This window comes from Archangium sp., assembly GCF_036389735.1.
GTDB lineage: Bacteria > Myxococcota > Myxococcia > Myxococcales > Myxococcaceae > Archangium.
This window is the reverse complement of record NZ_DASVWK010000362.1, coordinates 1-22,598: the sequence shown is the minus strand read 5'-3', so window position 1 is coordinate 22,598 and position 22,598 is coordinate 1. Positions and strand designations below refer to the sequence as shown.

Below are 22,598 nucleotides of genomic sequence, written 5' to 3'. Positions count from 1 at the left end.
TGCCCGGGGGTGAACGGTGCGGGGTGGGGCTCAAGTGGAGGCTGGACCACGGCCACGGCGTTTGCGGTCGGGGGACAGCAGGCTCCTGAGATTGTCGGGATTCGTGCTGGCGAACCGCGTGAAGCGCGAGCGCATCCCGTTCTCTCGCAGCGACTCGAGCCACTCCAGCGCCTCGGCGGAAGGAACATGCCGACGGAGGAGCGCGACATAGAGGTAGGCGTACTCGTCCGCCAGGGAGGTGGCGAAGGTGATGGGGTCGTCGGAGTTGATGGACACCAGCATCTGGGGCCGTGCCTTTCGAGGGGCGAGGCTCCTCCTACCGGTGCTCTTCATCGTCCGGAGCCGACGGCCCGTCAGACTGAGGATGGGATGTTCCTCCATCCCGAGCAGGTCGCCGATCAACAGATTGCTCGAAGGGTTCGACTCCACGGTCACCTCGAGCCGGGCCAGCAGGGCACAGAGCCAGTGCTGGACCTCTTCGAGGAACGTGGCCTCTCCTGCATCGGCGTGTACTTCCACCAACGCCTGCCCTCGGCGGAACACCCCCACGTCCGTGAGGTGGCGCAGGACGAGCCATTCTGGGCTCATCGGCGGAGGCGGCGGACGTCGACGGTCGGGAAAACCCAGCCGTCGCAGGGTGGCGGGGCGGTGCCGGAGACGCCGGGCTTCGAGCAGGGTGTCAAGGTCCACGGGATCCGGGCTGTAGATCTGGCGTGCCAATCCCACTGCCTCGGAACGCACGCGCTCGAGTCGGCGCGGTGATGCGCCCACATCTCCTCTTCCGTAACGCTCCAATTCCCAGAGGAGATCGTCCAGTCGATCCTCGGCGGATTGGATGACGGTGCTCGCCGACTCAGCCCACCGATGCGGGTCCACCCCGAGCGCCAGGCCATGACCGAGCCGGTCCCCGTTGCGCAGGGCCCCCGTCGTGTGGAGCTCATGGATGCGACGCAATCCCTCCACGAGCCTCGAGAAATCCTCACCGGCATGGCAGGTCACCTGGAGGGGTGGAACTCCCCAGGAGGGCTGCCGTCGGTTGAGGAGGGCGGAGACAGTGACCGATGTCTCGCGGAGCTCCGTCAGTAGGGGAGCCGTGGCCCATGTCGGGACGGCCAGCTCGGTGCTGGCGACATCCAGTCCTCGGAGGAGCAGGAGCAACTCGGGGTGGTGCGCGAGGGCTGTCTGTAAGGCGAGGGCTTCTCGGCGGCGAGCGCGGTACCACACGCCGTAGCGGAAGCCCGCGGGGTCTCCACCCGGGTCGGCATGGAGACGCTGGCGTCCACCCAACCGGTGCTCGCGCTCCTTGATGAAGTGGAAGAGGAGCCCCAGCTCCGGCGCCAGGGGACCGGAGGGCCGCAGGGGGAGCGAGGTGCCGGTGCGGGCGAGCCGGCGGACCTCGTCGCGGATCTCCGTCCAGGCCGACATGGGGGTGGTCCGCATTTCCAGGGCCCCGAGCTGGAGACCTCGTGATTGGTGCCGCACCGCCGCGTCGAAGCGAAGCGCTTCCAGCGGACCCCGAAGGGGAGACAGCCGTCGATAGTGGCGGCCGAACCAATCCAGCCCGGACGTGCCTGGCTCCTGAACGAGGTGTGCATGGACGAGACACCGGACCCGCTCGTACTGCCAGAACAGCTCGGCGAAGCGTGTATCCCCCCGGCCATCGTGCAGCAGGTAGTGCAGCGCACGAGTGGTGAACAGCGTCTCGGAGCAAGCTCCCTCTGGGGAGGGGCGAAGCCAGGGAGAAAGGGGATCGTCTTCCCGCAGCGCATCGAGGGTCTTCGGCGCCGACCGTGAGGCGCTGGCAGTCAGGATCGTGTAGAGCCGCTGGGTACGGGCGTAGGCCAACGTCGCGACCGTGCCTCGGATGAAGGCCATCACCTGCGAGCAGAGCCGCCGGCAGTCCAGCGCACCGGTGGGCCAGTGCAGCCGCTCGCAGATGCGCAGCAGCTCGTGGGCCTCGAAGCTCTCGAAGTCACCTGGAGCGGATCGTCGCTCGCGGCGCCAGAGGAAGGAGGCGAGCAGGACACGCCCGACGGCTGCCGCGAGCAACCTGCTGCGCAAGCCCTCACCGTTTCCAAAGGGGCTAGTGGCGTCCACCTGCAGGCGCTGGAGATCCGGACCCTCCCGGCACAGCCAGCTCATCCAGGTGGTCCAGAGGAGGGGAAAGCCGAAGGCGGCGCCGACGTGCAGGTGGGTCTCGGCGACGGGCCGCTGGAGGATACGCTCCAGGTGGGCGGTGGCGAGGCCGACTCCATCCGAGGGAGGGGGAGTGCCGTGCGGCGCGTGCATGGCCGCGACGAGGAGGTCGGCGGGCAGGCGCAGCGACAGCCACCGCCAGTGGGCGGCACGGTCCGCGAGGTCGGTGTCCGAAGCGTCCCCGCCCGCGCGGAGCGTCACCTGGTTACCCGCGCGAGCCAGGTAGTTCTCCGCGAGCTCGACGGTGTAGTCCGCGAGCGCTACGCCTCCGGGCCCCCCCGGCCCACGTCCGAACCAGGCCCGGTCGCGCAGCGCCGTGAGGTTGCTCAGGGACTGACCACCGGAGCGCAGGCGCAGGTGGGCTTCGAGCCCCTCCGCGAGAGCGGCCGTCGGAGCATCCAGGACGCCGACGGCTGTTCGTCCCAAGCGGGTCGCCCTCAGGTGCAGGGCCGTGTCCGAGCACAGGGGCCAGGCCTCGGCCTCGGCGAGCAGACGTAGGTGGGGGACCTCCCTGGACATGGAAACCTCCGGGGCCGCAGATCAGGGGGACGAAGTGCCTTCAGTGCTCTTCCAGACTCCGAACTTCTTGACCCAGGGGTGGTCAGGATTAGCCCGATCAATCCTGGAGAGGAGCGAGTCCACGTGCTCGGTGGGAATCCCCGCATCAATCATGCGGGTGTGGCGAAGTGTGTGGGCACTCCTGGAGAAATCGTTTTGTATTGCTGGGCGGATTCCCTCACGGAAAACGCCGTTGAGGATGGTGGCAGCCGCGTTCTGGGACAGGCCGGACTCTGGAGCGGCCATCAGCGGGAGACGGAGCCTCCAGCCCTCGTAGAGCAATCCACGAAACTCCTTGTTCTGCGGGACGATGAGAGTGAACCAATCGTCTGCCGAGGGGTTCAGCTTCAGTTCCAGGAGGGAGGGGCGACGCCTCTGCATGTCCTGGCAGACCGAAAGCATCCAGAAGGCGAGCGCATCGACGATGCGGATGTCCGGAAGGGGGTCATTCGCCGCAATGGCCTCTTTCGCGAGCTTCAGCGCGTCCACCCAACTCTGCTCCAGAGACTCCCATTCGAAGAGTGTCGGCCAGCGGGGAACGGGCCAGGGATGGAACGGTTCTGATCCCTGGAATCGGAGTTCCACGCCCTTCCAACCCACGGGAACCGTGGAGTCGCCAAGGAGACGACTCCAATCCTTCTCATGGTCATAGGCCATGCGGATCACGACATCCAACACCCGATTGGCTGCCTTACTGGCGGACTTGGAGTCGATGAAGGGGGACAAGGTGCCCCTCGGGCTGTGGAGGCTGAGGGCGAGGTCCTCCCTGGGGACGAAGACCAAGCTCGGTGTCCCGGTAGCGGTCTTCTGCGCGGTCTTCTGGTCCAAGAGCCTCCGATAGGGTTCGGCAATCGTCAGTCCGTCAGGGGTGGATTGGAGCGCATTCGCGACATCCGACGCGCCAGCCTCCTCATGCGCGGCTTTCCAGAACCTCGTCAGGGCGAGCGTGCCCGCGTCACTGATTTGCTGGAACGAGTCCAGTTCATTCCGGATGTGCTGCAGCATGGGCGTGGGAGCCTTCCTCAACCACGTCAAGCGGAGTGGGGTGAGGTAGGTCGCCAGAGTGTTGCCGGGGCTCCGGGGACCAATGCGGCTGTCCAGGAACGGCAGGTGGATGTTCTGGAGGACGGTCTGCAGGTGGGAGAAGACCCGCTCCTGCTCGGAGGTGTCACCTTTCACGTGCTCGACCGAATGCCGGAATTGGTGGGTCAGGAATTGTTGGTCGAGGGCGTGGATGATGTTGTCCAACGTCCCGGCATCGGCGGCTTGGCGTCGCTCCGCCTGGAAACTCCACGCGAGGCGTTCCCGGCGCGCGTCGAGAAGGGCCCGCCGGACGCGTTGCCAGGACGTGTCCTTGAACGTGGCCCGCAGTGCCTGGAGCAGGGCATTCGCCACGCTGGCGGGAAGGCCGGATTCCGGCGCGGCCAGCAGGCCCGCGCGGTCGTGTGCCCATTGCGCCAGCGCGCGCCTCCGCGCCGAGTGCTGCTCCCCCTTCTTCAGCGTCGCGGCGAGCTTGAGTCTGGTCGCGAGCGCGGTCCAGGAGAGCGAATCTTCCTGGTCGGGCTTTCCGGCATCCACCGGCGCTCCGAGCCCCACATTCAGGACGGTGCGGAGGAATGCCTTCGCCATGCGCTCCGCGAAATGTACATCCGGGGACGGGGACTCCAGGAGGACGAGCGCGAGCTTCCAGTCCGTCCGCAACAAGTCGATATCCAGGAACGAATCCCAGTCCGGGAGGGGCCAGACGTAGGTGCGAGGCCCGACGACGAAACTTCTCAGGGTGGCGTGTGCGAGCAATGACCTCGCCATGCTACCCGGGGCGAGCGGTGTTCTCCCGAGGCTTGTCCCGCTGTCCGCGATGACACTGGCGGCCAGGAGCAGGGCCGCGGTTGGCTGGGCTCCGAGTTCGCTGTCGCGCGCCTGGTTGCGGAAAACCACGGCTCGGAGGGGAAGCTCGAAGCTCAGGTGGGCATGGCCGGTCTCCATGGCGGCGCGCGCCTCGACCTCCCAGTCGACGACGAAGCCATCCTCGATCCGTAGCCGGCCCGTCGTGGCATCCACCCGCACCATGGATTCCAGGCGCGACGCGCCGGGCTCTGTTCGCAAGGCGAACTGCCAGATGCGCTCCACCGTCTGGCTGCTCGCGTTCTTGGCATTCGCTGCCTCGGCTTCAGTCGTGAGGGGCCGCAGCGAATCCGCCAGTTCTCCGAGTGCGCGCAGCCGTCCGGGCAGTGCTTCCAGGATCTGCGAATCCCTACCGAAATAATCCAACAGGCTTCCGCTTGGCCGACCAGGAGGAAGTTGCTGTGTCGGCACCCGGATCCGTTCGAGGATGCGAGCGATTTCAGGACCCTTGACCAGTCGCTGGTTGGGCTCAAGCTCCTTCAAGCGGCAGCGGTGCTTCAGCGGAATGGCCTTTGCGTAGAGGTCCATGCCCAATTGCTGCCGCTGCTGGACGTCCAATTCCGCCGGTGGGCGAATGGGGATGAAGCCCGGACGCGAGGGCTGGGAAGGCGGAGGCGGGGCCGTGAGGCGCTTGATAAACAGGTCGGTATCCCCGGTGAGCAGGAAGGCCAGCCGCGGGTGCCGGAGCTTGCGCACCAGCTCCAGCAGATGCACCGAGAGCTCCGGGTTCATGTCGGCATCGTCGATGGCCAGCAGGAACAGGGGCGGTGGGTCGGACTGCCAGTGGCTCCAGGCTTGGTAGTCGTCGACCAGCGCGTCCATGAACTCGCGGAAGGTCTGCGTGACGTCCAGCCGCTGAAGCTCTCCCTGCTCGACCTCTACCGCGAAGGCCTCGGGGTCCAACTTCCCCTTGCGCGCTTCCAGGTTGTCCTCCCAGCCAGAGGCGGCGACTCGCGCGAAACGCCTCCAGGTCTGGCGGGACCTGGACTCATTCCCTTCTTCAGGATGCCAAGCGGCCGTGGCCTGCTTGGAATGCTCGCGGCGTGTTTCCATCGCCTCCACCACCCGCTCCAGGCTGGCCACGAGGTGGAAGAGCAGGTGGGTCGATGCGGGGAGTGGTTGCAGGTCGATCAGCCCCACCGGGATGATGCGGTCCGCCGGAGTGATCCAGGCGTCGTATTTCGGAGGAAGTCGCTGCTCGGTCAGCGCTCTGCCGTATGCGTCCAGGAGCGTGACCAGCAGCGCGGATTTGCCCGAGCCTCGCTCTCCATCCAGGAGGATGACCCGGTTGTGGTGGGCTTCCTTGTAGATGACAGGCAGATACGAATGCGCGGGGGATTGCCGGGGCGCGGGCTTCCAGGACTGTTGGGTCATGCCCCGCAGCAGGCGCGTGGCGTTCTTCCCCGCACTGCGCTGTTCCTCGGTCAGTGCATCGAACTCCAAGGGCATGGCTTCGGGCCGTGGTTCGATGACCTCTCTGCTCGGGTCCATTACGTTCCTACCTCCCGGGATGTCCGGGCGACTCTGCCTTTACCTAAGCGTTGCCGCCAGAAGAGTGCCCGGTATTAGTGGCCCACGGCTCAGCGGCCCACGGTGCTCGGGGCCAGCGGCTTGAAGCGCACCAACAGGAACGGCGGCTGCACGGTGCTGGCCCCCTGGTTGAGCGCCGCGTGCCGGTGCAACTGGTTCACCGTCACGTAGAAGTAGCCGTCCGGTCCATAGCTCAGTCCGTCCGGCCAGTTCAGCAACTCGTCCCGCACGTGCACGCCGTAGCTCCCATCCGGCTTCGTCACGCCGATGGCGTTGGCTCCGAGGTCCGTCACATACACGTTCCCCTCCGAGTCCACGGAGATGCCATCGCTCACCGCCTTCTGCCCGTATGCCTTCACCCGCTTGCCCAGCTCCTCCGCCGACAGCTTCGGGTCCAGCACCTCGTCCATCTTCACGCGCCACACCGTGCGGCCGTTCATCGAGCCGAAGTAGAGCCACTCGCCCTTCGGGTCGAGCGCGATGGGGTTGAGCCCCAGGCGCGGCTCCACCTGCTTGCCCTGCTTGTCCGCCACGGTGATTCGCCGGTTCTCCACCACCATGGACACGTCCTCGGGCTGGACGGGCTGCTGGCCCTGGAGCACGCGCCGGCCCTCGCCCGTCTTCAGGTCCACCACCACGAGCGCGGGCATGTTCTCGCCCACCAGGTCACCCCGGCCCATGTCCGCGAGGATGGCCACGCCCCGGTCTGGATCCACCACCAGGTCCTGGATGAAGGAGTTGGGCGCCGCGGCCGGCGGGGGCAGGGGATAGGTCTTCACGAGCTTCTCGCCGCGCGTGTCCCATGCCACCAGCTTCGCGCCCGCGCCGCCGCCCTTGCCGTTGTCCAGAATCCACAGCACCCCGTTCTTGTCCGACTCGACGCCAATCACCGTCTGGAGCCCCACTCCGTCCGGCCCGGGCGCGCGAGCCCACTGCTCGGTGGGGTAGGGGCGCGTGGTGCCGTCCGGCAACAGCTCCACCACCGCGTACTGAGGACCACCGAAGGGGTGCTGACTCAGGAAGATGCGTCCCTCGGGCGTCACGGCGGGGTTGCCCGGAGGGGTCTTCTCGAAGCGAGCCACCACCTCCAGGCCGGACGGGCGCTTCTCCAGCGCGGGCAAGCCCTCCCGCAGGGGCGCCGTCTGGACGCCCTGCACGGAAGTCCTGCCTCCCGTGGCGCAGCCGGTGGCGAGGAGACCCAGGAGCGGCAGTACCTGGGGCAAGAAGGACCGATTCGACATGGTTCGCGACCTCCGAGGAAGGGGAGGGCACATCTTGCGCGCGCCCGGTTTCCTCGCGGCGAACTTCCGCACTCCGCGTGCGTGTCTTGTTCATGAAAGGTCAAGGCCGGGCGGGGCCCCAGGGGGCTGTGAAATGATGGGGGCTCGCGATGCCTCCCCCGCCCCCTCCTCCGGAACCTGTCTCCCCGGCGTGCCTGAAGCCGCACGAGGTCGCCCTCTTCATTCAGGGGCAGCTCCCGCCCGAGCGGCGGCAACGCCTGGAGGCGCACCTCCCCACGTGCCCGCGCTGTCAGGCCGTGCTCGCCCGGGTGCTTCCTCCCGTCCCGGTGGCGGCTCCGCGCGCGGCCTCGTCGGCGTCCGTGCCCCGCTCGGCTTCCTCGGCCGCGGTGCCCCGCTCGGCCTCCTCGGCGTCCGTGCCGCAGTCGGTCTCGGCCGGTTCGTCTCCGGGCTCCTCGCTCAACCACGTGCGGCGCATCCCGGTGCGCCCGGCGGGGGGAGGCTCCTCGCCCGAGGAAGTCACCCGTCCGAGCGGCCCGGCGGCCCCATCCCGCCGAGAGCCCCGCCCAACTCTCAAGGGCTTCGAGCCCGGCAGCCGCGTGGGCCGCTACGTCATCGAGCGTGTGCTGGGCGAGGGCGGCATGGGCGCCGTCTACCTCGCGCATGACCCCGAGCTGAACCGCCGCGTGGCCATCAAGCTGCTGCACGCGTCGATGTCCTCGCACCCGGAGCACAAGGCCCGTTTCCTGCGCGAGGCGCAGGCCATGGCGCGCGTCTCGCACCCCAACGTGGTGGCCGTCCACGACATCGTCAACCTGGACGACCAGCTCTTCGTGGCCATGGAGTACGTGGAGGGCTCCACGCTGCGCGAGTGGATGAAGTCTCCGCGCTCCGTCCGCCAGACCGTCGAGCTGTTCCGCGAGGCGGGTGCCGGCCTGGCCGCCGCGCATGCCGCGGGCCTCATCCACCGCGACTTCAAGCCGGGCAACGTCCTCATCGGCACGGATGGCTCGGTACAGGTGTCGGACTTCGGGCTGGCGCGCTCGGCGGATGGCTCGGCCGAGTCCCCCGCGCCCGAGGTCGCCTCCGCCCCGGAGGGGTTGCTCGGGGAGGCGATCACCCAGGCGGGGCTGGTGCTGGGCACGCCCGGGTACATGTCTCCCGAGCAGATGCTGCTCAAGCCCATCGACGGGCGCAGCGACCAGTTCAGCTTCTGCGTGGCGCTCTACGAGGCGCTCCACGGCCGGCGGCCCTTCGCGGGCAAGGCCATCGAGGAGCTGATGCGAGCCATCCAGGAGCGCAAGTACCAGCCGCCGCGCACCCGCACGCGCGTGCCGGACTGGCTGCGCGAGGTGGTGCTTCGCGGCCTGAACCCCGCGCCCGAGGATCGCTTCCCCAGCATGGAGGCGCTGCTCCAGGCACTCGCGAGGGACCCCGAGCACGAGGAGGAGCAGGGGCGGACCCGGGCACGGCGGCGGGTGCGGCGCGGCGTGCTGCTGGGCGCGCTGGCCACCGCGCTCGTCATGGTCCTGGCGCCCACGGGGGCCTGGCGTGGCTTCGAGGAGCGCGCGCAGGGGCTGCTGCTGACGGCGCGCCCGCGCCCGTGGAACCCGGACGTGGTGCTGCTCGCCATCGACCAGCCCACCATCAACAAGGTGGGCTGGCCCCAGCCTCGCCACGTCCAGGCGAGGATGGTGGAGGCGCTCACCCGGGCCGGCGTGAGGGCGGTGGGCATCGACTCGTTCCTCTACCTGCCGGCACGCGATGGCCCCGAGGCGGACGCGGCCCTGGGCAAGGCCATCACCGACTCGGGCCGGGTGGTGCTGGCGGTGCCCTGCACGACGGATCCGGAGGTGGACGTGGCGAAGCTGCCCGCCCAGCTCGAGCCATCCTCCCTGCCACCCGGCCCCACGTCCGTGTCCCCCTGTCCGCGCGTCCTCGTGCCCCGCGAGCAGTTGATGCACGGCTCGGTGGTGGCCCAGGTGGAGCTCGCCCGCTCGGCCTCGGGCAACGTGCGCGGGGCGTACCTGCTGACGGAGACGGCCGGGCGGCGGCTGCCCACCTTCGCGCTGTCCCTCTTCATGCGCGGCCTGGGGCTGCCCATCGTCGGCATCCGCCAGGAGTCGGGAGGCGTGCGGCTGGGCGAGCTGTTCGTCCCCATGGACGACGAGGGCATCACCCTCGCCAGCTTCCGGCTGCCCGAGGCCACGGACGTCCTCTCCTATGGGGCGCTGTACGCGGAGCTGGAGGCGTCCGGCACCTCCACCTTCCCGCCCGAGCTGGCCGAGCACCTCAAGGGCAAGTACGTGCTGGTGGGGCAGACGGCGGAGAGCATCCGGGACCTGGGGCCCTTCGCCAACGGCATGACGCTGCCGCTGGTGCTGCTGCACGCCTCGGTGCTGAGTGACCTGCTGGAGGGGAAGCCGGTGCGCGAGGTGCCGCTGCCGGTGCAACTGCTGTTCATCGCCCTCTGCGGCGCTCTGCTGACGGCGGCGGCCCTGGTGCTGCGCCCGGCGCTGACGTTCGCCTCGGTGCTGGTGGTGCTGCTGGGGGTGTTGGGCGGGGGCCTGCTGCTGGCGCAGAGGGGCCTGGTGGTGGGGCCGCTGGCGCCCATGGCGGCCTCGGTGCTGGCCTTCGGCCTGGTGCTGGCGGGGCGCCTGTCCGCCGAGGAGCGTGACCGCTCGCGGGTGCGGGGGGCCTTCGACGGCTACGTGGACGACGACGAGCTGGGCCGGCTGCTGGCGGCCTCGGAGAGCGCGCTGCCGCTGGAGGGCTCGCGCAAGCACGTGTCGGTGCTGTTCGCGTGGGTGCAGGGGGCCGCGGGCGCCCTGGAGCGGCTGCCTCCCGAGGAGGTGGTGCGCGAGCTGCGCGAGGTCTTCGGGGTGATGGCCGAGGAGGTGCTCGCGCGCAAGGGGCGGGTGGACTCGCTGCGGGGCAATGGCCTGCTGGCCGTGTTCGGGGATCCGCGAGGGCTGGCGGATCATGCGCCCCGAGCGGTGGAGACGGCGCTCGCGCTGCGGGCACGACTGGCGGCGCGGAGCGACTCCGATATTCAACTGGAGGTGCGCGTGGGCGTGGCCACCGGCGAGGCCCTGGTGGGCAACGTGGGGTTGAAGGGGGGCCGGCTGGAGTACGCGGTGCTGGGCTCACCGCTGGAGCAGGCGCAACAACTGGCGCAGCGGGCGCCGCGCGATGGGGTGCTCGTCACAGCGGACACGCAGGAGGTGTGCGGCCAGCGGTTCGACTTCGTCCGCACCGTCGGGTCCGAGCCGGGGCAGCTCGCCTTCGTGGTGGAGCGGGCTGCCGGAACGGACGGCTAGTTGATGCCTCCGGGGTCACCCGGATTGGCCGAGTTCGAGGCGCCTCCCGGGCCGCCGCCGAGGCCTCCACCGAGGCCTCCACCGAGGCCTCCACCGCCACCGCCACTGCCGTCCGGGGCAGGGGAGTTGGACGTGCCGCCCGAGCCCAGGCCCTGACCCTGGCCGCCGCCTGACCCGTCCCCGTCCCGGCCCCGCAGGCTCCACTTCGCCAGACGCGCGGGCGTCTTCTTGGCGCCCGTCTCGACGCTGCTCTCACCGGCGAGGGCATCCGAGCTCGCGCCGAACAGGGTGCGCAGGTTGTCGCCGAAGATCCCCACCACGCCGATGGTGCCCACGGCGATCAGGAACACGATGATGGCGTACTCGGTCATGCTCTGACCGGCCTGATGCCGAGCGGTTCGGCGCCGGAGAAGCGGGCGGGGAGAGGGGGCCATGGAATACAGGTTAACCGGAAATCAAGGCCAAAGCGAGTAACTCCTGACACAGGTAGTGAAGTTGCGGACCCGCCGTTCAGAAGTGGGCGCAGGTGGGACTCATTCCGCCTGCTGGGCGGCGGGCTCCGGTTCGCTCCGCGCGGGCGGGCGGGAGTCGGGGAGGCGGCCGGCGTCGTCGGGCACGGGGCTCCCCTCGGAGGCGCTCGGCGAGGAGAGGGCGGGGATGGCCAGCACCCGCTGCTCCGGGGGCAGTACCCTGGCGAGCGCCTGCCGGGCCTCGTTCGAGCGCGGGTGGAGGGCCACGGCGCGCTCCAGCCACCGCAGTTGGCCCTCGCGCTTGCCCCGCTTGCCGAGCAGCGCGGCCACCCGGAGCATCTCCTCCGCGTAGTCCGGATGCAGCGAGGTGTTCGCGGTGGCCAGCTCCATCGCGGGCCAGAGGGCCTCGGGGTCCGCCACCTCATCCAGCCGCACGCGCCGCAGCTCGGCCACCTGCGAGCGCTCCCAGACCTCCGCGAAGTGCCGCACCTCCTTCTGGAGGGCCTCGCTGAAGCGCAGGGGGGTGGGGCAGGGCACCTGCTCGCAGGCGGCGAGGTAGTCGGTGAAGAAGGCGAGCGGACCGCGCGCGGGGTACTCGCGCAGCTTCTCGGGCCCCCGCGTCTTCTCCAGCGTCCGGGCCATGTGGGCGCCCACGCGGATGAAGAGCGAGCCCGCGCTCGGATGGTGGGCGGCGCGCACGCGCTCCAGGGCGGCCTGGGGCTCCTGGACGAGGGTGGCGCGGTCGAGCAGCGCGGACACCTGGGAGAAGGCCTCGGCGGGGTCTCCCAGCTCCAGCGGCGTGCCCGGTCCCCGGGTGGCCCACAGGTGGTAGGAGAGCCCGTAGGTGAAGAGGCGGGACAGGCCCTCGTGCAGCACGGCGTCCACGGGCTCCACCGCGTGCGCGTCCCGGCGGACGAGCCCGTCCTCCAGCAGCGTCTCGAGGATGCGGGTGGATACGCGCCGCTGCCGCTTCGCCTCGCCCTCCAGGTTGCTGGCGAGCGCGATGACGATGTCCTCGGCGGGCAGCATCACCAGCAGCGACGTCGTCTCCGGCTGGCCTCCGGCATGCGCCACCACGTAGTGGCCGCGCAGCGGGTAGGTGGCGAAGCCCATGCCATAGTCGGTGAGCTTCCCCTCGCGGGTGCTCATGGAGGACTGCATCATCCGCGCGGTCTCGGCGGGCACGAGCTGGTGCCGGAGGAGGGCCTGGCCGAAGGCGAGCAGATCCTCCACCGAGGCGCGGGTGCCGCCGCCGGCGAAGCGGCTGGAGACGTCGAGGAAGTGCGAGGGGACGAGCTGGCCCTGGCGCAGGCGGTAGCCCACGGCGTGGTGCTTGTCGCGCGTGCGGTGGTCGTCCAGGGCGGCGGTGCGCATGCCGGCGGGGCGGAAGACGTGGGCCTCGAGGTAGTCGCCGTAGGACTGGCCCGAGGCCGTCTCGACGGCGGCGCCGAGCAGGTTGTAGCCCCAGGTGGTGTAGACGAACTTCGTACCGGGCTCGACGACGAGCGGCTTGTCCGCGAAGAGGGCGAGGGCGCCCGCGGTGTCCAGGTGGCGGGTGTTCTCCGCGTCCTCGGGGCCGTCGTAGTGGGGCACGCCGCCCAGGTGCCCGAGGAGCTGGCGCACGGTGACGGGCCAGGGCTTCTCCGGGTACGTGGGCACCAGGGTGCGGATGTCCGCGTCGAGGTCCAGCTTGCCCTCGTGCACCAGCTGCAACACGGCCACGGCGGTGAAGGACTTGGTGATGGACGCCATGCGGTACGTCGTCCGGGGCGTGGCGGCCAACTTGTGGGCGATGTCCCGCGAGCCGTAGCCGCGCACCCAGCGCATGCCCCCGTGGAGCACGCCCACCGAGAGCCCCGCGTGGGGCGCCTTGGCGAGCTCGGCCCGCACCAGCGCATCCAGTGCACGCTGGACGTCGGGAGGGAAGGCCCGCTCCTTGAGCCGCGAGGCGGCGGGAGCCTTCGCGCGGGCCTTGGCGGGGCGGGAGGCCGCCGGCGCGGTGAATCCGAGGAGGAGAAGGAGGGCGACGAGGAGTGCCCTCACCGCGTCCCCTCCGAGGCCTGGAGCGCCGAGCCGAGGGCGGCCCGCCGCTGGGGCCCGGACTCCACCCACGCGCGCAGCATCGCGTCGGTGAGGAGCTGGCCGAGCAGGTCCAACCCCTGGCCCTTCGGGTGGACGAGATCCTCGTGCATCATCCCGGCCTTGTCGAAGCGCTCCAACGAGCCCTTGCCGCCCATGGCTGTGTAGGCGTCGAAGAAGGCGCAGCCCTCGGCAAGGGCGATCTGCCGCTCCAGGGTGATGACCTCGTCGAGGTAGGGCCGCTGGGTGAGGCGGTTGGGCCCGGTGCCGCCGCGCACGGCGTCGATGGGGCCCATGATGAGACAGGCGCTGTCGGGGGCGGCGGTGCGCGCGCGGCGCACGAAGGTGCGCAGCCCGTCCTCGACCTCGGCGAGCTTGGAGCGGCCCCACTCGAGTCGCTTGGCCTCGTTGCCGCCGAGGATGAAGAGGAGCAGGCGCGGCGAGCGCTCGACGAGCTGGGCGCGGAAGATGTCCTCGCGGGCGCGCAGGAAGAGGTTGGCATCCGCGGAGGGCACGCCCAGGGTGTCGAGCACGGTGCCCGGACGCTGGTGCTGGAGCACCACCCCGAGCACCACGGCTCCGCGTCCCTCGGCGACGACCTCCAGGGTGCGAGCGCCCGCCGGGAGATCGAAGGCGAGGGTGTGGGCCTGACCATTGCCCTGGGGCTCGGTGCGGGTGAGCTCCTTGCCGTCGACATGGAGGGACAGCCGACCGGCGCGCGGCGCGTCGAGCCACCACAGGGTGCCGCGCGACTCGCCGGTGAGGGCGAAGCGACTGCTGGCCCGGGGGGAGGTGGCCACGTGGTACACGCCGCTGACGCCGAAGGGCAGCTCGGCGAGCTTCAGCTCGCCCAGGGTGCGAGGCTCCCACTGGCCCCGGGCGAAACCGGCGCGGGTGCGGGGCCCATAGGGGGCGAGCCGATCCACGAAGAGCACGCCCCGGCCGCCGTCCCCGAAGGTGCCCGCGAGCTCCTCGCGGACGATGTCGACGATGCGGTCTCCGGCGATCAGCGAGTTGCCGAAGGCGGAGACGACAGCGGGCGAGGAGGCCCTGCCGGCGGAGAGGGAGTCGAGGGACTCGAAGAAGGGAGAGAGGGCGGTGCGGGTGCAGGCCGTACCGGACCGGGAGACACAGGGGTCCTCCAGGAGGACCTCCCGGGCGCCGAGCTTCTGGCCGAGCTGGTGGAGCTTCCGGGCGCGAGGCGAGGGGGGAGGCAGCGCGCGCTGGACGGCGGGCTCCGGCTCGGGAGCGGTCCTGGCGGAGGAAGGGGCCTTGGCGAGCCGCGGGGGCTTGGAGGCCTGTGCCGGCCGCGCCCACGCGAGCGCGCCGAGGAAGAACGGGACGAGGAAGAGGACCGCCCACCGCCGACCACGAGAAGCATCGATCATGCGGTGGGGGACTCTAAACGAAAGGTTCCACCCGAGACAGGAACCGGCCGACGGAGAAACCCACACGTCACGCGAACGCCGCTCGCCCGCCTGCTCCCTCTCCCATCGGGAGAGGGTCGGGGTGAGGGGACGTGGCCCTCGGGAGGGCACCCGGGTCGAAAAAAGCGAGGGCCCCTGGAACGCTGGCGTGGCCTACCGGGACTTCGCGTACTTCGGCTGGTAGAGCTGGACCCGCACGTTGCCGGGCATCGTGAAGTTGACGGTGAACCCGAAGCCCTGGTCCGAGATCTCGTCGTCGAACTTCACGCCGCGACCGCGCAGCTCGGCGACGGTCTTCTCGAGGTCATCGCAGTAGAAGGAGACGTTGTGCGTGCCCGAGGGGGGCGAGCCGGGGAAGTCGGTCGGGTGGCAGCCGACGTCCCCTTCGGGAAGATCGAAGATGAGCCAGCCCTCGCCCACATCCGAGTAGGGAAGCTGGAGCTTGTTCTTGATGAAGTCGCGAAGCGCGTCGGCCTCGGACGAGTAGAACATCGCGTGGACGCCTTTGATCATGGGAGACAACAATAGAGAAGGCGGAGCCCGTGCCCAGTTTCCGTCCCCAGTCAGGCCGGATTGGCGCTTCCCACCGTCTCCAGGCGTAGCACGCGGGCGGGATTGCCGATCGCCAGGTGGGCGGGCGGCACCGACGTGGTCACCACGCTCCCGGCGGAGACGACGGAGCCCTCTCCAATCTCCACCCCGGGCTCGATGATGGCCCCATGGGCGATCCAGACATCGTCCCCGATCACCACCGGGGCCGTGCGCCCCCGTTGGCCATCGCAGATGCGCACCATGGAGGCGATCATGCAGCGGCGGCCGATGCGGACGCTCTGGTGGGCCTCGATGGAGAAGCCGTAGTTGAACTTGCACCGCTCTCCGATGGAGAGGTGGGCGCCGGGATGGCAGAGCAGCTCCGACGTCAGGATGCCGTCGAAGAAGTGGACCCGCTCGCCGATGGTGACGTTGCCCTCGGCGACGCAGTGCAGGTTCCCGCCCACGTAGACGTGGCCCTCGAGCGTGCAGCGGCGCAGGACACGCTGGGCCCGGAGGGCACCCATGGCCCGGTTCAGGATGCGGCGCGCCTCGGTGGGGCCGGCGGAGAGGTTGCGGAGCAGGTGGGAGAACTCATTTCGGGTGGGGACGAGTGCGTTCATGGGCTCCTCCTTCGGACCGCGGCGGGCACGCCGGAGAGCACGACTCCCGGCGGAAAGCGACGAGTGATGACGGTGCCCGAATGGACGACCGTCCCCGGGCCGAGGTGGGCTCCCGGCAGGAGGATGCTGCGGGCTCCCAGCACCACCTCCTCCTCCATCACCACGGGCATGGACTCCGGGCGCTCCATCCGGTTGCCCAGCATCTTGTGGAAGTGGTTGTCGAGGATCTTGCAGAAGCCTCCCACGCGGCTGCGCGCGCCGATGTGCACCCACTGGAGGGCCTCGATGGACGTGCCGCCCTCGATGTGGACGTCGTCGTCGATGACGAGCTCCGCACCGGGGCCGACGTGCAGCTCGATGGGCGTGCGCCGGCCGTCGAGCACCACGCGCGCCCCGAGCCGGATGCGACCTCCGCCGCGAAGGCAGATCCGCCCCTGGGCGAGGGTGCCGGGGCCCACCTCGGCGCAGTGCCGGAGCTTGAACCGGGTAGCGAGGGAGGTCCCCATCATCCCCTCCGCTTGCGGTCCACGAAGGCGGCGATCCGCGACAGGGTGTCGAGGTTCTCCGGGACGAGCTCCGCGTCCGCCACGGTGAGCCCGAGGTCGTGCTCGAGGAAGCCGACCAGCTCGAGCACTCCCGTCGAGTCGATGATGCCGCTCTCGAGCAGGGACACCTCGTCCGAGAGGGTGGCGGGGTTGGCGATGTAGAAGTTCTGGATGACGAACCGCCGGAGGGCGGCACGAACCTCCGCCGCGGCTACGTCCTGCTGCACGACTCCAGGGGCGATGGCGATCATACGAGCTCCGTCTTCTTGATCTTCCCCGTGCTCGTCTTCGGCAGGGCCGGGACGAGCACGAGGTGTTTGGGAACCTTGAACGACTCCAACCGGGCCTGGCACGCGCGCAGCAGCTCCGCCGCCGTGTGCGTCGCACCGGGCTCGAGGACGACGTAGGCCTTGAGCGCCTGGCCGAGGAGGTCATCCGGGACGCCAATCACCGCCGCCTCCTTCACGCCCGGGACGTTGGTGAGGGTGCACTCGACCTCCTTGGGCGCCACCTTCTCGCCGCGCGACTTGATGATGTCGTCCATGCGGCCGACGAAGTAGAGGTAGCCCTCCTCGTCCAACCGGCAGAAGTCCCCCGTGTAGAGCACCCGCTCGCCCGGCAGCGGCCCGGGCCGGAGCTTGCGCGCCGTCTCCTCGGGCTTCTCCCAGTAGCCCTGCATCACCGTGGCGCCACGGATGACGAGCTGGCCCACCTCGCCCGGTCCGAGCCGGCGGCCCTCGTCGTCGACGAGCCACAGCTCGGTGTCGGGGATGGCGATCCCCACGCTCTCCGGCTTGCGGTCGAGGTCCTCCGGCGGCAGGTACGTGCACCGCTTGCACTCGGTGAGGCCGTACATGGAATAGATGCGGGCCTGGGGGAAGAGGCGCTGGAGCATGCGGATGTGTTTGACGGGCAGCGCCGCCGCGGTGTTCGTGACGTAGCGGATGCGCGACAGGTCGTAGGCCTCGAGCGACTTGAGCCCACCGAGGATGGCGAAGAGCGTGGGCACTCCGGGAAAGCCCGTGACGCCTTCCTCCGCCATCAGGCCGAGGATCTGCGCCGGGTACGTGAAGGAGCGCTCCAGCACCAGCCGGGCCCCCATCCGGAAGGCCATGATCATCTGGTACAGCCCGTAGTCGAAGGACAGGGGAAGCACGCCGAGGATGACGTCGTCCTCCACGTTGCGCAGGTAGGCGGTGATGGAGGTGGCCGCGGTGAGCATGTTGCGGTGGGAGAGCATCACGCCCTTCGGGTCTCCCGTGCTGCCCGAGGTGTAGATGATGGCGGCCAGGTCGATGTCGAGGTTGCGGCGCGGCGGCGGCTGCTCCGGAGTCTCGGCGGCGATGGCCCCGTCCCAGGAGGAGGCGGGCAGGCCATCGAGGGGCGCGGCGTCGAGGGCCCCTGCCATCAGCAGGGTGCGCAGGTGGGGGCTGCGGCGGGCGGCCTCGGCGGCGATGGAGGCCAGGGGGGCCTCGGTGATGAGGCCGGTGGCGCGGCAATCATTGAGAAGCCACGCGAGGCGGTCCGCCTTCGTCTGCGGGTGAATCACGGAGACGACGGCGTTGGCCTTGAGGACGCCCCAGAAGGAGATGACGGCCTCCACGCCGTTCTCGGCGAAGACGAGGACCCGGTCTCCGCGTTGCACGCCACGCCGGACGAGGGCGTGCGCGAGCGCGTTGGAGCGCGCCTCGAGCTCGGCGTAGGTGAGCCGCCGGCCGCGACAGACGAGCGCGACCTTGTCGGGCAACCGGCGCGCGGAGTGGTGGAGGTAGTCGTGGAGCTGCGGAACGGCGTGGGTGAGCGTTTCCATGTTCAGGCTCCCAGTCTCTCGACGAGCGTCTTGGGGGTACGGAGGGCGGAAGAGGGCGCGGCGCGGAGGAGCTGTCGGTGCAGGAGCTGGGTGGAGAGGACTCCGACGAGGGCCATGTTGTCGGTGTTGGAGAACTGCGGTGCGTGGGCCTGGGCCCGGCACTTCGCCCACAGGCGCGAGACGGCACCGGGCTCGAAGACGCCGGCGTCGCGCAGGGCGGACTCGCTCAGCACCTCCGCCACCCACTCGGGGGGCTTGTCCCCCACGAAGCACAGGGCGTCCGGAGCGCGGTAGGGCTGCTTCTTGCGCCGCAGGATGGAGGAGGGGAGGAGCTTCTCGGCGGCGCGCTTGAGGATGTGCTTCTCGTCCAGGCCGCGCAGCTTGTAGGGGGCGGGCAACGTACTGGCGAGTTCCACCACCTCGGTGTCCAGGAAGGGGAAGCGGCCCTCCACCGAGTGGGCCATCAGCATGCGGTCCCCCTGGGAGGAGAGGAGGTAGCCGGAAAGGAGCGTGCGGATTTCGAGGTACTGGTCCTGCGCGAGGTGCGTCCAGCGGGGGAAGTCCGTGGGGAGGGTGTCGAGCAGCCGGGCGACGACGTCGAGCCCCTCGGTGGCCTGCCGCTGCTCGGGGGAGAAGAGGCGCTTGAGGGCGCTGGTCGTCTGCCAGCGGGTCTCATGCGCGAAGCCGGGCTGCCGCCAGTCCGCGAGGTGGCGGCCGAAGAACTGCCGCGCCATGGCCCCCTGGGCCACCGGCGAGCGCGAGAGGTAGGGATAGAGCCGCTCGAGCAGCCGGGGCCGCAGCTTCGAGCCGGGCTGCCGCGCCCAGAAGCGGCGGATCTTCCCCTCGCGGAAGAGGTCATAGCCCGCGAACATCTCGTCGGCGCCCTCGCCGGTGAGGACGACCTTGATGCCGGCCTCGCGTACGAGCCGGGAGAGGAGGAAGAGGGGCGCGGGGGCGGTGCGCAGCAGGGGCCGCTCGGCGTGGGTGACGACCTCGGGGAAGACGCGGGCGATGTCCTCCCGCGTCACCACCACCTCGCGGTGCTCGCTGCCGAGCCGCGTGGCCATGAGGCGCTGGTACTCCGTCTCGTCGTACTCGGCGTCGGCGAAGCGCAGCGAGAAGGTGTGGAGCCGCTCCCCCAGGGCCTCGCGTCCGAGCGTGGCGACGAGCGAGCTGTCGAGCCCGCCGGAGAGGTAGCTGCCCACGGGGACATCGGCGCGCAGCATGCGCAGGCGGGTGGCCTTCTGGAGCGCGGCGCCCACCCGCTCCGTCGCCTCGCGGAGGGAGCCCTGGAAGCCGCCCTGTCCGTCCTCGGGGTAGCGCGGTTGCCAGAAGGGACGTTCGCGCGTCGTGCCGTCGCGCAGCCAGGTGCGCACGTGGCCGGGCCGCAGCTCCGAGATGCCCAGGAAGACGCTCTGCGGAGGCACCACGCTCCAGAAGGTGAAGGTCTCCTCCAAGCCCACCGGGTCGAACGCGCGCGGCAGGGAGGGCTCCCCGGCGAAGAGCGCCTTCACCTCGCTGGCGAAGCCCAGGCGCCCCTCGTGCTCGCAGTGGTAGAGCGGGAGCACGCCCTGCCGGTCTCGCGCCAGGGTGAGTGCCTCCTGCTTCTCGTCCCAGAGGGCGAGGGCGAACTGCCCGTTGAAGCGAGCGAAGGCGCCCTCTCCCCACTCCTCGAAGGCGTGGAGGATGACCTCGGTATCGCTGCGCGTGCGGAAGCGGTGCCCGCGTTCGAGCAGCTCCTCGCGCAGCTCCACGTAGTTGAAGATCTCCCCGTTGAAGACGACCCAGAGCGTGCCGTCCTCGTTGGCCATGGGCTGCTGGCCGCAGGCGAGGTCGATGATGGAGAGGCGGGCATGGGCGAGGCCCGCGCGACGCGAGCGGTAGATGCCGAGCTCGTCGGGGCCGCGGTGGCGCAGGGCCCCCGCCATCCTCAGGAGCAGCTCGCGCGAGGGGGGCGGACGCCCGTCCTGGAGGGTAACGCTACCGGCGATGCCACACATGCGTCACACCTCCTGGAACGACTGCACCTTCAGCGCGGGCAGGTGGAGGTAGCGGGTGGTGCGGCGCTTGGCCTCGATGTCCTTGAAGACGCGCTCGGTCTGGGCCTCGGTGAGGCCCAACGTGGGGGCCACCTCGCGCGGGGCGACCTGGTGGTCGTGCGCGTAGAGGCACAGGTCCATGGACTCGTAGGGCAGCGCGAAGAAGAACTCCTCCTGCGTCTGGGGCAGGGAGAAGGTGTCGGTGGTGGGAGGGCGGCGGCGGATCTCCTCCGGGACCCCGAGGTATTCGGCGAGGGCGTAGACCTGCGTCTTGTAGAGGTGGGCGATGGGCTTGAAGTCCGCGGCGCCGTCGCCCTGTTTGACGAAGAAGCCCTGGTCGTACTCGAGCCGGTTGGGAGTGCCGGACACGGCGAAGTGGAGCCGATCGGCGTGGTAGTACTCCATCATCTTGCGCACGCGCTGCTTGAAGTTGGTGGCGGCGATGAGCTGGAGATAGACGTCGAGCGGCATGCGGGCCGAGCGCACCTCGCCCGAGGGGCTCTCCACGGTGAGGCGCGAGACGTTGAGGCGCTCGCTCTCGAGGAGGGAGGGCAGCGACACCTTGCAGCGCCAGCCCTCGGCGAAGTCTGGGAAGAGGCGGCGGATGGCCTCGTCCTGGCGCGTGTAGCAGCCGGCGGCGGTGAGGGTGGGCCCGATGTCCTCCACGACGGACGCGACGCCGAGGGCCTCGACCACCTGTCGCCCGAGGCGCAGGGAGTCTGAGGAGGAGTCTCGCTCGGGCATGAGGAGGCAGAGCACCTTCTGCGGACCGAGCGCCCGCGCGCAGAGGAAGGCCACCACCGCGCTGTCCACCCCGCCAGAGACGCCGATGACGGCACCCCGGCGCTTCAAGGTGCCCAGCACTTGAGCGCGGATGGACTGCTCCGCTTCCCGGGCGACCGCCTCGGGATCGATAGACAGCACAGCTCTGGAGAACATGGTGGCTCCCAAACCCTGACGTATGGCTTTGGGACCCCCCCATGCCATACGCGAGACGAAGAGAAGCCCTGGCACGGATGCCAGGGTTGGCGTCTCACCGCAGAGTTAGCATGGGAGAGGAATGCTCAGCGCGAGGCGGAGCCATGAGGAGATGGCTGCCTGACACTTGAACCGCGAAACGTCGCGAACCGGCCGCTCGACTGCCTCGCGGTACGAGCCGCCGGTCGTGCGAGGGTTTCAGCCCAGCGCCTTGATGAGCCGCTCGGCCTGCTCGCGCAGCTCCGGCGCGGGGTTCTGCTTCACCACCGCGCTCGCCAGCGCCTTGCTCTTGGCCTTGTCTCCCTGCCGCGCGTAGGCCAGGGCCAGGTTCAGCACCGGCTCCACCCGCGAGGGCTCCCGGCGCCGGGCTTCCTCGAGCGCCTGGATGGCCTGCGTCACGTTCTCCTCGGGCTTTCCATCCTGCCGCGACAGCAGCAGGTTGCCCAGGTTGTTGGCCGGCGCCCACGCCTCCGGGTCCAGATTCATCGCCGCCCGGTACGCCGCCGCGGCGCCCTCGAAGTCCGGCGGCTCCTGGCTCTCCAGCACCATCGCCTCGATGGACTTCGTCTGCACCGTCGCCAGTCCCCGCTCGGCCAGCTCCTGGCACACCGCCAGCGCCTCCCCGCGGTGCCCGGCCGCCATCAGCATGCGCGCGTAGTTGCCCTGGGCCGCCGGATCCTCCGGGAACTGCTTGGCCAGCTCCTGCGTGATGGTGAACGCGTCCGCCATGTTGCCGCGCGCCACCAGCACGTTGCCCAGCAGGTTGAGCAGCTCCGGGTGGTTGGGCAGCAGCTCCAGGCCCTTGCGCAGCAGCTCCTCGGCCGTCTCCAGCTCCCCCAGGTTCTGGAGCACCGTGGCCCACACCACGTACACCGGCGGGTAGAGCGGATTGAGCTCCAGCGCCTTCTCCAGGTGCGGCAGCGCCGCCTTCAGGTCCTCCTGGGCGAAGCACATGCGCGCCAGGTGGAAGCGGTAGGGCGCCACCTCCGGCTCCAGCTCCACCGCCTTCTCGAAGGCCTTGCGCGCTCCGGCGAAGTCCTCCAGCGAGGCCAGCAGGTAGCCCTGCCCGAAGTAGGCCTCGGCCCGCGGGGGCCTGGCCGTCCGGATGACCTGCTCATAGAGCGAGCGCGCCAGCTCCACCTGCTCGCGGCTGGAGGCCAGCGCGGCCTGCACCAGCAGCGAATCCGCGTCGTTGTCCTTGCCACCACGGGTGGCGCGCTTCACCAGCTCCTCGGCGCGCTGCCACTCGCCTTCCACGGCGGCCAGCTTCGCCAGGGTCAGCAACGAGGGGCGGTCATCCTTGTTCTTGCGGAGGTTGGCTTCCGCGAGGGCTCGGGCCTGGTCGACCT

The 22,598-nt window shown here is 70.1% G+C and carries 15 protein-coding genes; 1 reads left to right on the top strand and 14 read right to left on the bottom strand.

The annotated features are described in order from the left end of the window. Window positions 1-30: 30 nt before the first annotated feature. The 3 genes from VF794_RS12675 to VF794_RS12665 all read right to left on the bottom strand — a co-directional run bounded on the left by VF794_RS12675 (window position 31) and on the right by VF794_RS12665 (window position 7,430). A complete protein-coding gene (locus tag VF794_RS12675) occupies window positions 31-2,715 on the bottom strand; it encodes a hypothetical protein (RefSeq protein ID WP_331110088.1) in 2,685 nt (894 codons plus the stop codon). Between the two features lie 21 nt (window positions 2,716-2,736). Continuing rightward, window positions 2,737-6,150, bottom strand: coding sequence for a hypothetical protein (locus tag VF794_RS12670; protein ID WP_331110087.1), 3,414 nt, complete (start codon window positions 6,148-6,150; stop codon window positions 2,737-2,739). An 89-nt stretch (window positions 6,151-6,239) separates the two neighbouring features. Beyond that, window positions 6,240-7,430, bottom strand: a complete 1,191-nt coding sequence (locus tag VF794_RS12665; RefSeq protein ID WP_331110085.1) for an L-dopachrome tautomerase-related protein — start codon at window positions 7,428-7,430, stop codon at window positions 6,240-6,242. Between the two features lie 149 nt (window positions 7,431-7,579). Here VF794_RS12665 and VF794_RS12660 point away from each other — a divergent pair, with 149 nt between their 5' ends. Further along, the gene (locus tag VF794_RS12660) at window positions 7,580-10,747 is read left to right on the top strand and encodes a protein kinase domain-containing protein (protein WP_331110083.1); all 3,168 of its coding nucleotides are present in this window, start codon (window positions 7,580-7,582) and stop codon (window positions 10,745-10,747) included. On the opposite strand, the gene VF794_RS12655 is transcribed toward VF794_RS12660, so the two are convergent. The 11 genes from VF794_RS12655 to VF794_RS12605 all read right to left on the bottom strand — a co-directional run. Then, the gene (locus VF794_RS12655; RefSeq protein WP_331110081.1) at window positions 10,744-11,118 is read right to left on the bottom strand and encodes a Flp family type IVb pilin; all 375 of its coding nucleotides are present in this window, start codon (window positions 11,116-11,118) and stop codon (window positions 10,744-10,746) included. The genes VF794_RS12660 and VF794_RS12655 overlap by 4 nt on opposite strands. Before the next feature lie 162 nt (window positions 11,119-11,280). Then, window positions 11,281-13,260, bottom strand: coding sequence for a serine hydrolase domain-containing protein (locus VF794_RS12650; protein ID WP_331110079.1), 1,980 nt, complete (start codon window positions 13,258-13,260; stop codon window positions 11,281-11,283). After that, window positions 13,257-14,684 (bottom strand): GDSL-type esterase/lipase family protein, encoded by a 1,428-nt coding sequence (locus VF794_RS12645; protein ID WP_331110077.1) that lies wholly within the window; start codon window positions 14,682-14,684, stop codon window positions 13,257-13,259. Before VF794_RS12645 ends, VF794_RS12650 begins: the two co-directional genes overlap by 4 nt. Before the next feature lie 192 nt (window positions 14,685-14,876). After that, window positions 14,877-15,236, bottom strand: a complete 360-nt coding sequence (locus VF794_RS12640; protein WP_331110075.1) for a VOC family protein — start codon at window positions 15,234-15,236, stop codon at window positions 14,877-14,879. A gap of 50 nt (window positions 15,237-15,286) precedes the next feature. Continuing rightward, window positions 15,287-15,877 (bottom strand): acyltransferase, encoded by a 591-nt coding sequence (locus VF794_RS12635; protein WP_331110073.1) that lies wholly within the window; start codon window positions 15,875-15,877, stop codon window positions 15,287-15,289. Further along, a complete protein-coding gene (locus VF794_RS12630) occupies window positions 15,874-16,386 on the bottom strand; it encodes a DapH/DapD/GlmU-related protein (protein WP_331110071.1) in 513 nt (170 codons plus the stop codon). Before VF794_RS12630 ends, VF794_RS12635 begins: the two co-directional genes overlap by 4 nt. Then, on the bottom strand, window positions 16,383-16,673 hold the full coding sequence (locus VF794_RS12625; protein ID WP_331110069.1) for an acyl carrier protein: 291 nt from the start codon (window positions 16,671-16,673) through the stop codon (window positions 16,383-16,385). The genes VF794_RS12630 and VF794_RS12625 overlap by 4 nt, the downstream gene beginning before the upstream one ends. Continuing rightward, window positions 16,670-18,232 (bottom strand): class I adenylate-forming enzyme family protein, encoded by a 1,563-nt coding sequence (locus VF794_RS12620; RefSeq protein WP_331110067.1) that lies wholly within the window; start codon window positions 18,230-18,232, stop codon window positions 16,670-16,672. The genes VF794_RS12625 and VF794_RS12620 overlap by 4 nt, the downstream gene beginning before the upstream one ends. A gap of 2 nt (window positions 18,233-18,234) precedes the next feature. Then, window positions 18,235-20,232 (bottom strand): asparagine synthase (glutamine-hydrolyzing), encoded by a 1,998-nt coding sequence (gene asnB / locus VF794_RS12615; RefSeq protein ID WP_331110065.1) that lies wholly within the window; start codon window positions 20,230-20,232, stop codon window positions 18,235-18,237. A 3-nt stretch (window positions 20,233-20,235) separates the two neighbouring features. Beyond that, window positions 20,236-21,210 (bottom strand): NAD(+) synthase, encoded by a 975-nt coding sequence (gene nadE / locus VF794_RS12610; RefSeq protein WP_331110063.1) that lies wholly within the window; start codon window positions 21,208-21,210, stop codon window positions 20,236-20,238. A gap of 237 nt (window positions 21,211-21,447) precedes the next feature. After that, window positions 21,448-22,598: tetratricopeptide repeat protein (locus VF794_RS12605; RefSeq protein ID WP_331110061.1), on the bottom strand; the 1,151-nt coding region annotated here is incomplete at its 5' end.

What these genes read in the sequence shown, in the direction of transcription:
- VF794_RS12675 (WP_331110088.1), bottom strand. Translation starts at nt 2,715, where the DNA reads ATGTCCAGGGAGGTCCCCCACCTACGTCTGCTCGCCGAGGCCGAGGCC.
- VF794_RS12670 (WP_331110087.1), bottom strand. Translation starts at nt 6,150, where the DNA reads ATGGACCCGAGCAGAGAGGTCATCGAACCACGGCCCGAAGCCATGCCC.
- VF794_RS12665 (WP_331110085.1), bottom strand. Translation starts at nt 7,430, where the DNA reads ATGTCGAATCGGTCCTTCTTGCCCCAGGTACTGCCGCTCCTGGGTCTC.
- VF794_RS12660 (WP_331110083.1), top strand. Translation starts at nt 7,580, where the DNA reads ATGCCTCCCCCGCCCCCTCCTCCGGAACCTGTCTCCCCGGCGTGCCTG.
- VF794_RS12655 (WP_331110081.1), bottom strand. Translation starts at nt 11,118, where the DNA reads ATGACCGAGTACGCCATCATCGTGTTCCTGATCGCCGTGGGCACCATC.
- VF794_RS12645 (WP_331110077.1), bottom strand. Translation starts at nt 14,684, where the DNA reads ATGATCGATGCTTCTCGTGGTCGGCGGTGGGCGGTCCTCTTCCTCGTC.
- VF794_RS12640 (WP_331110075.1), bottom strand. Translation starts at nt 15,236, where the DNA reads ATGATCAAAGGCGTCCACGCGATGTTCTACTCGTCCGAGGCCGACGCG.
- VF794_RS12635 (WP_331110073.1), bottom strand. Translation starts at nt 15,877, where the DNA reads ATGAACGCACTCGTCCCCACCCGAAATGAGTTCTCCCACCTGCTCCGC.
- VF794_RS12630 (WP_331110071.1), bottom strand. Translation starts at nt 16,386, where the DNA reads ATGATGGGGACCTCCCTCGCTACCCGGTTCAAGCTCCGGCACTGCGCC.
- VF794_RS12625 (WP_331110069.1), bottom strand. Translation starts at nt 16,673, where the DNA reads ATGATCGCCATCGCCCCTGGAGTCGTGCAGCAGGACGTAGCCGCGGCG.
- VF794_RS12620 (WP_331110067.1), bottom strand. Translation starts at nt 18,232, where the DNA reads ATGGAAACGCTCACCCACGCCGTTCCGCAGCTCCACGACTACCTCCAC.
- asnB (WP_331110065.1), bottom strand. Translation starts at nt 20,232, where the DNA reads ATGTGTGGCATCGCCGGTAGCGTTACCCTCCAGGACGGGCGTCCGCCC.
- nadE (WP_331110063.1), bottom strand. Translation starts at nt 21,210, where the DNA reads ATGTTCTCCAGAGCTGTGCTGTCTATCGATCCCGAGGCGGTCGCCCGG.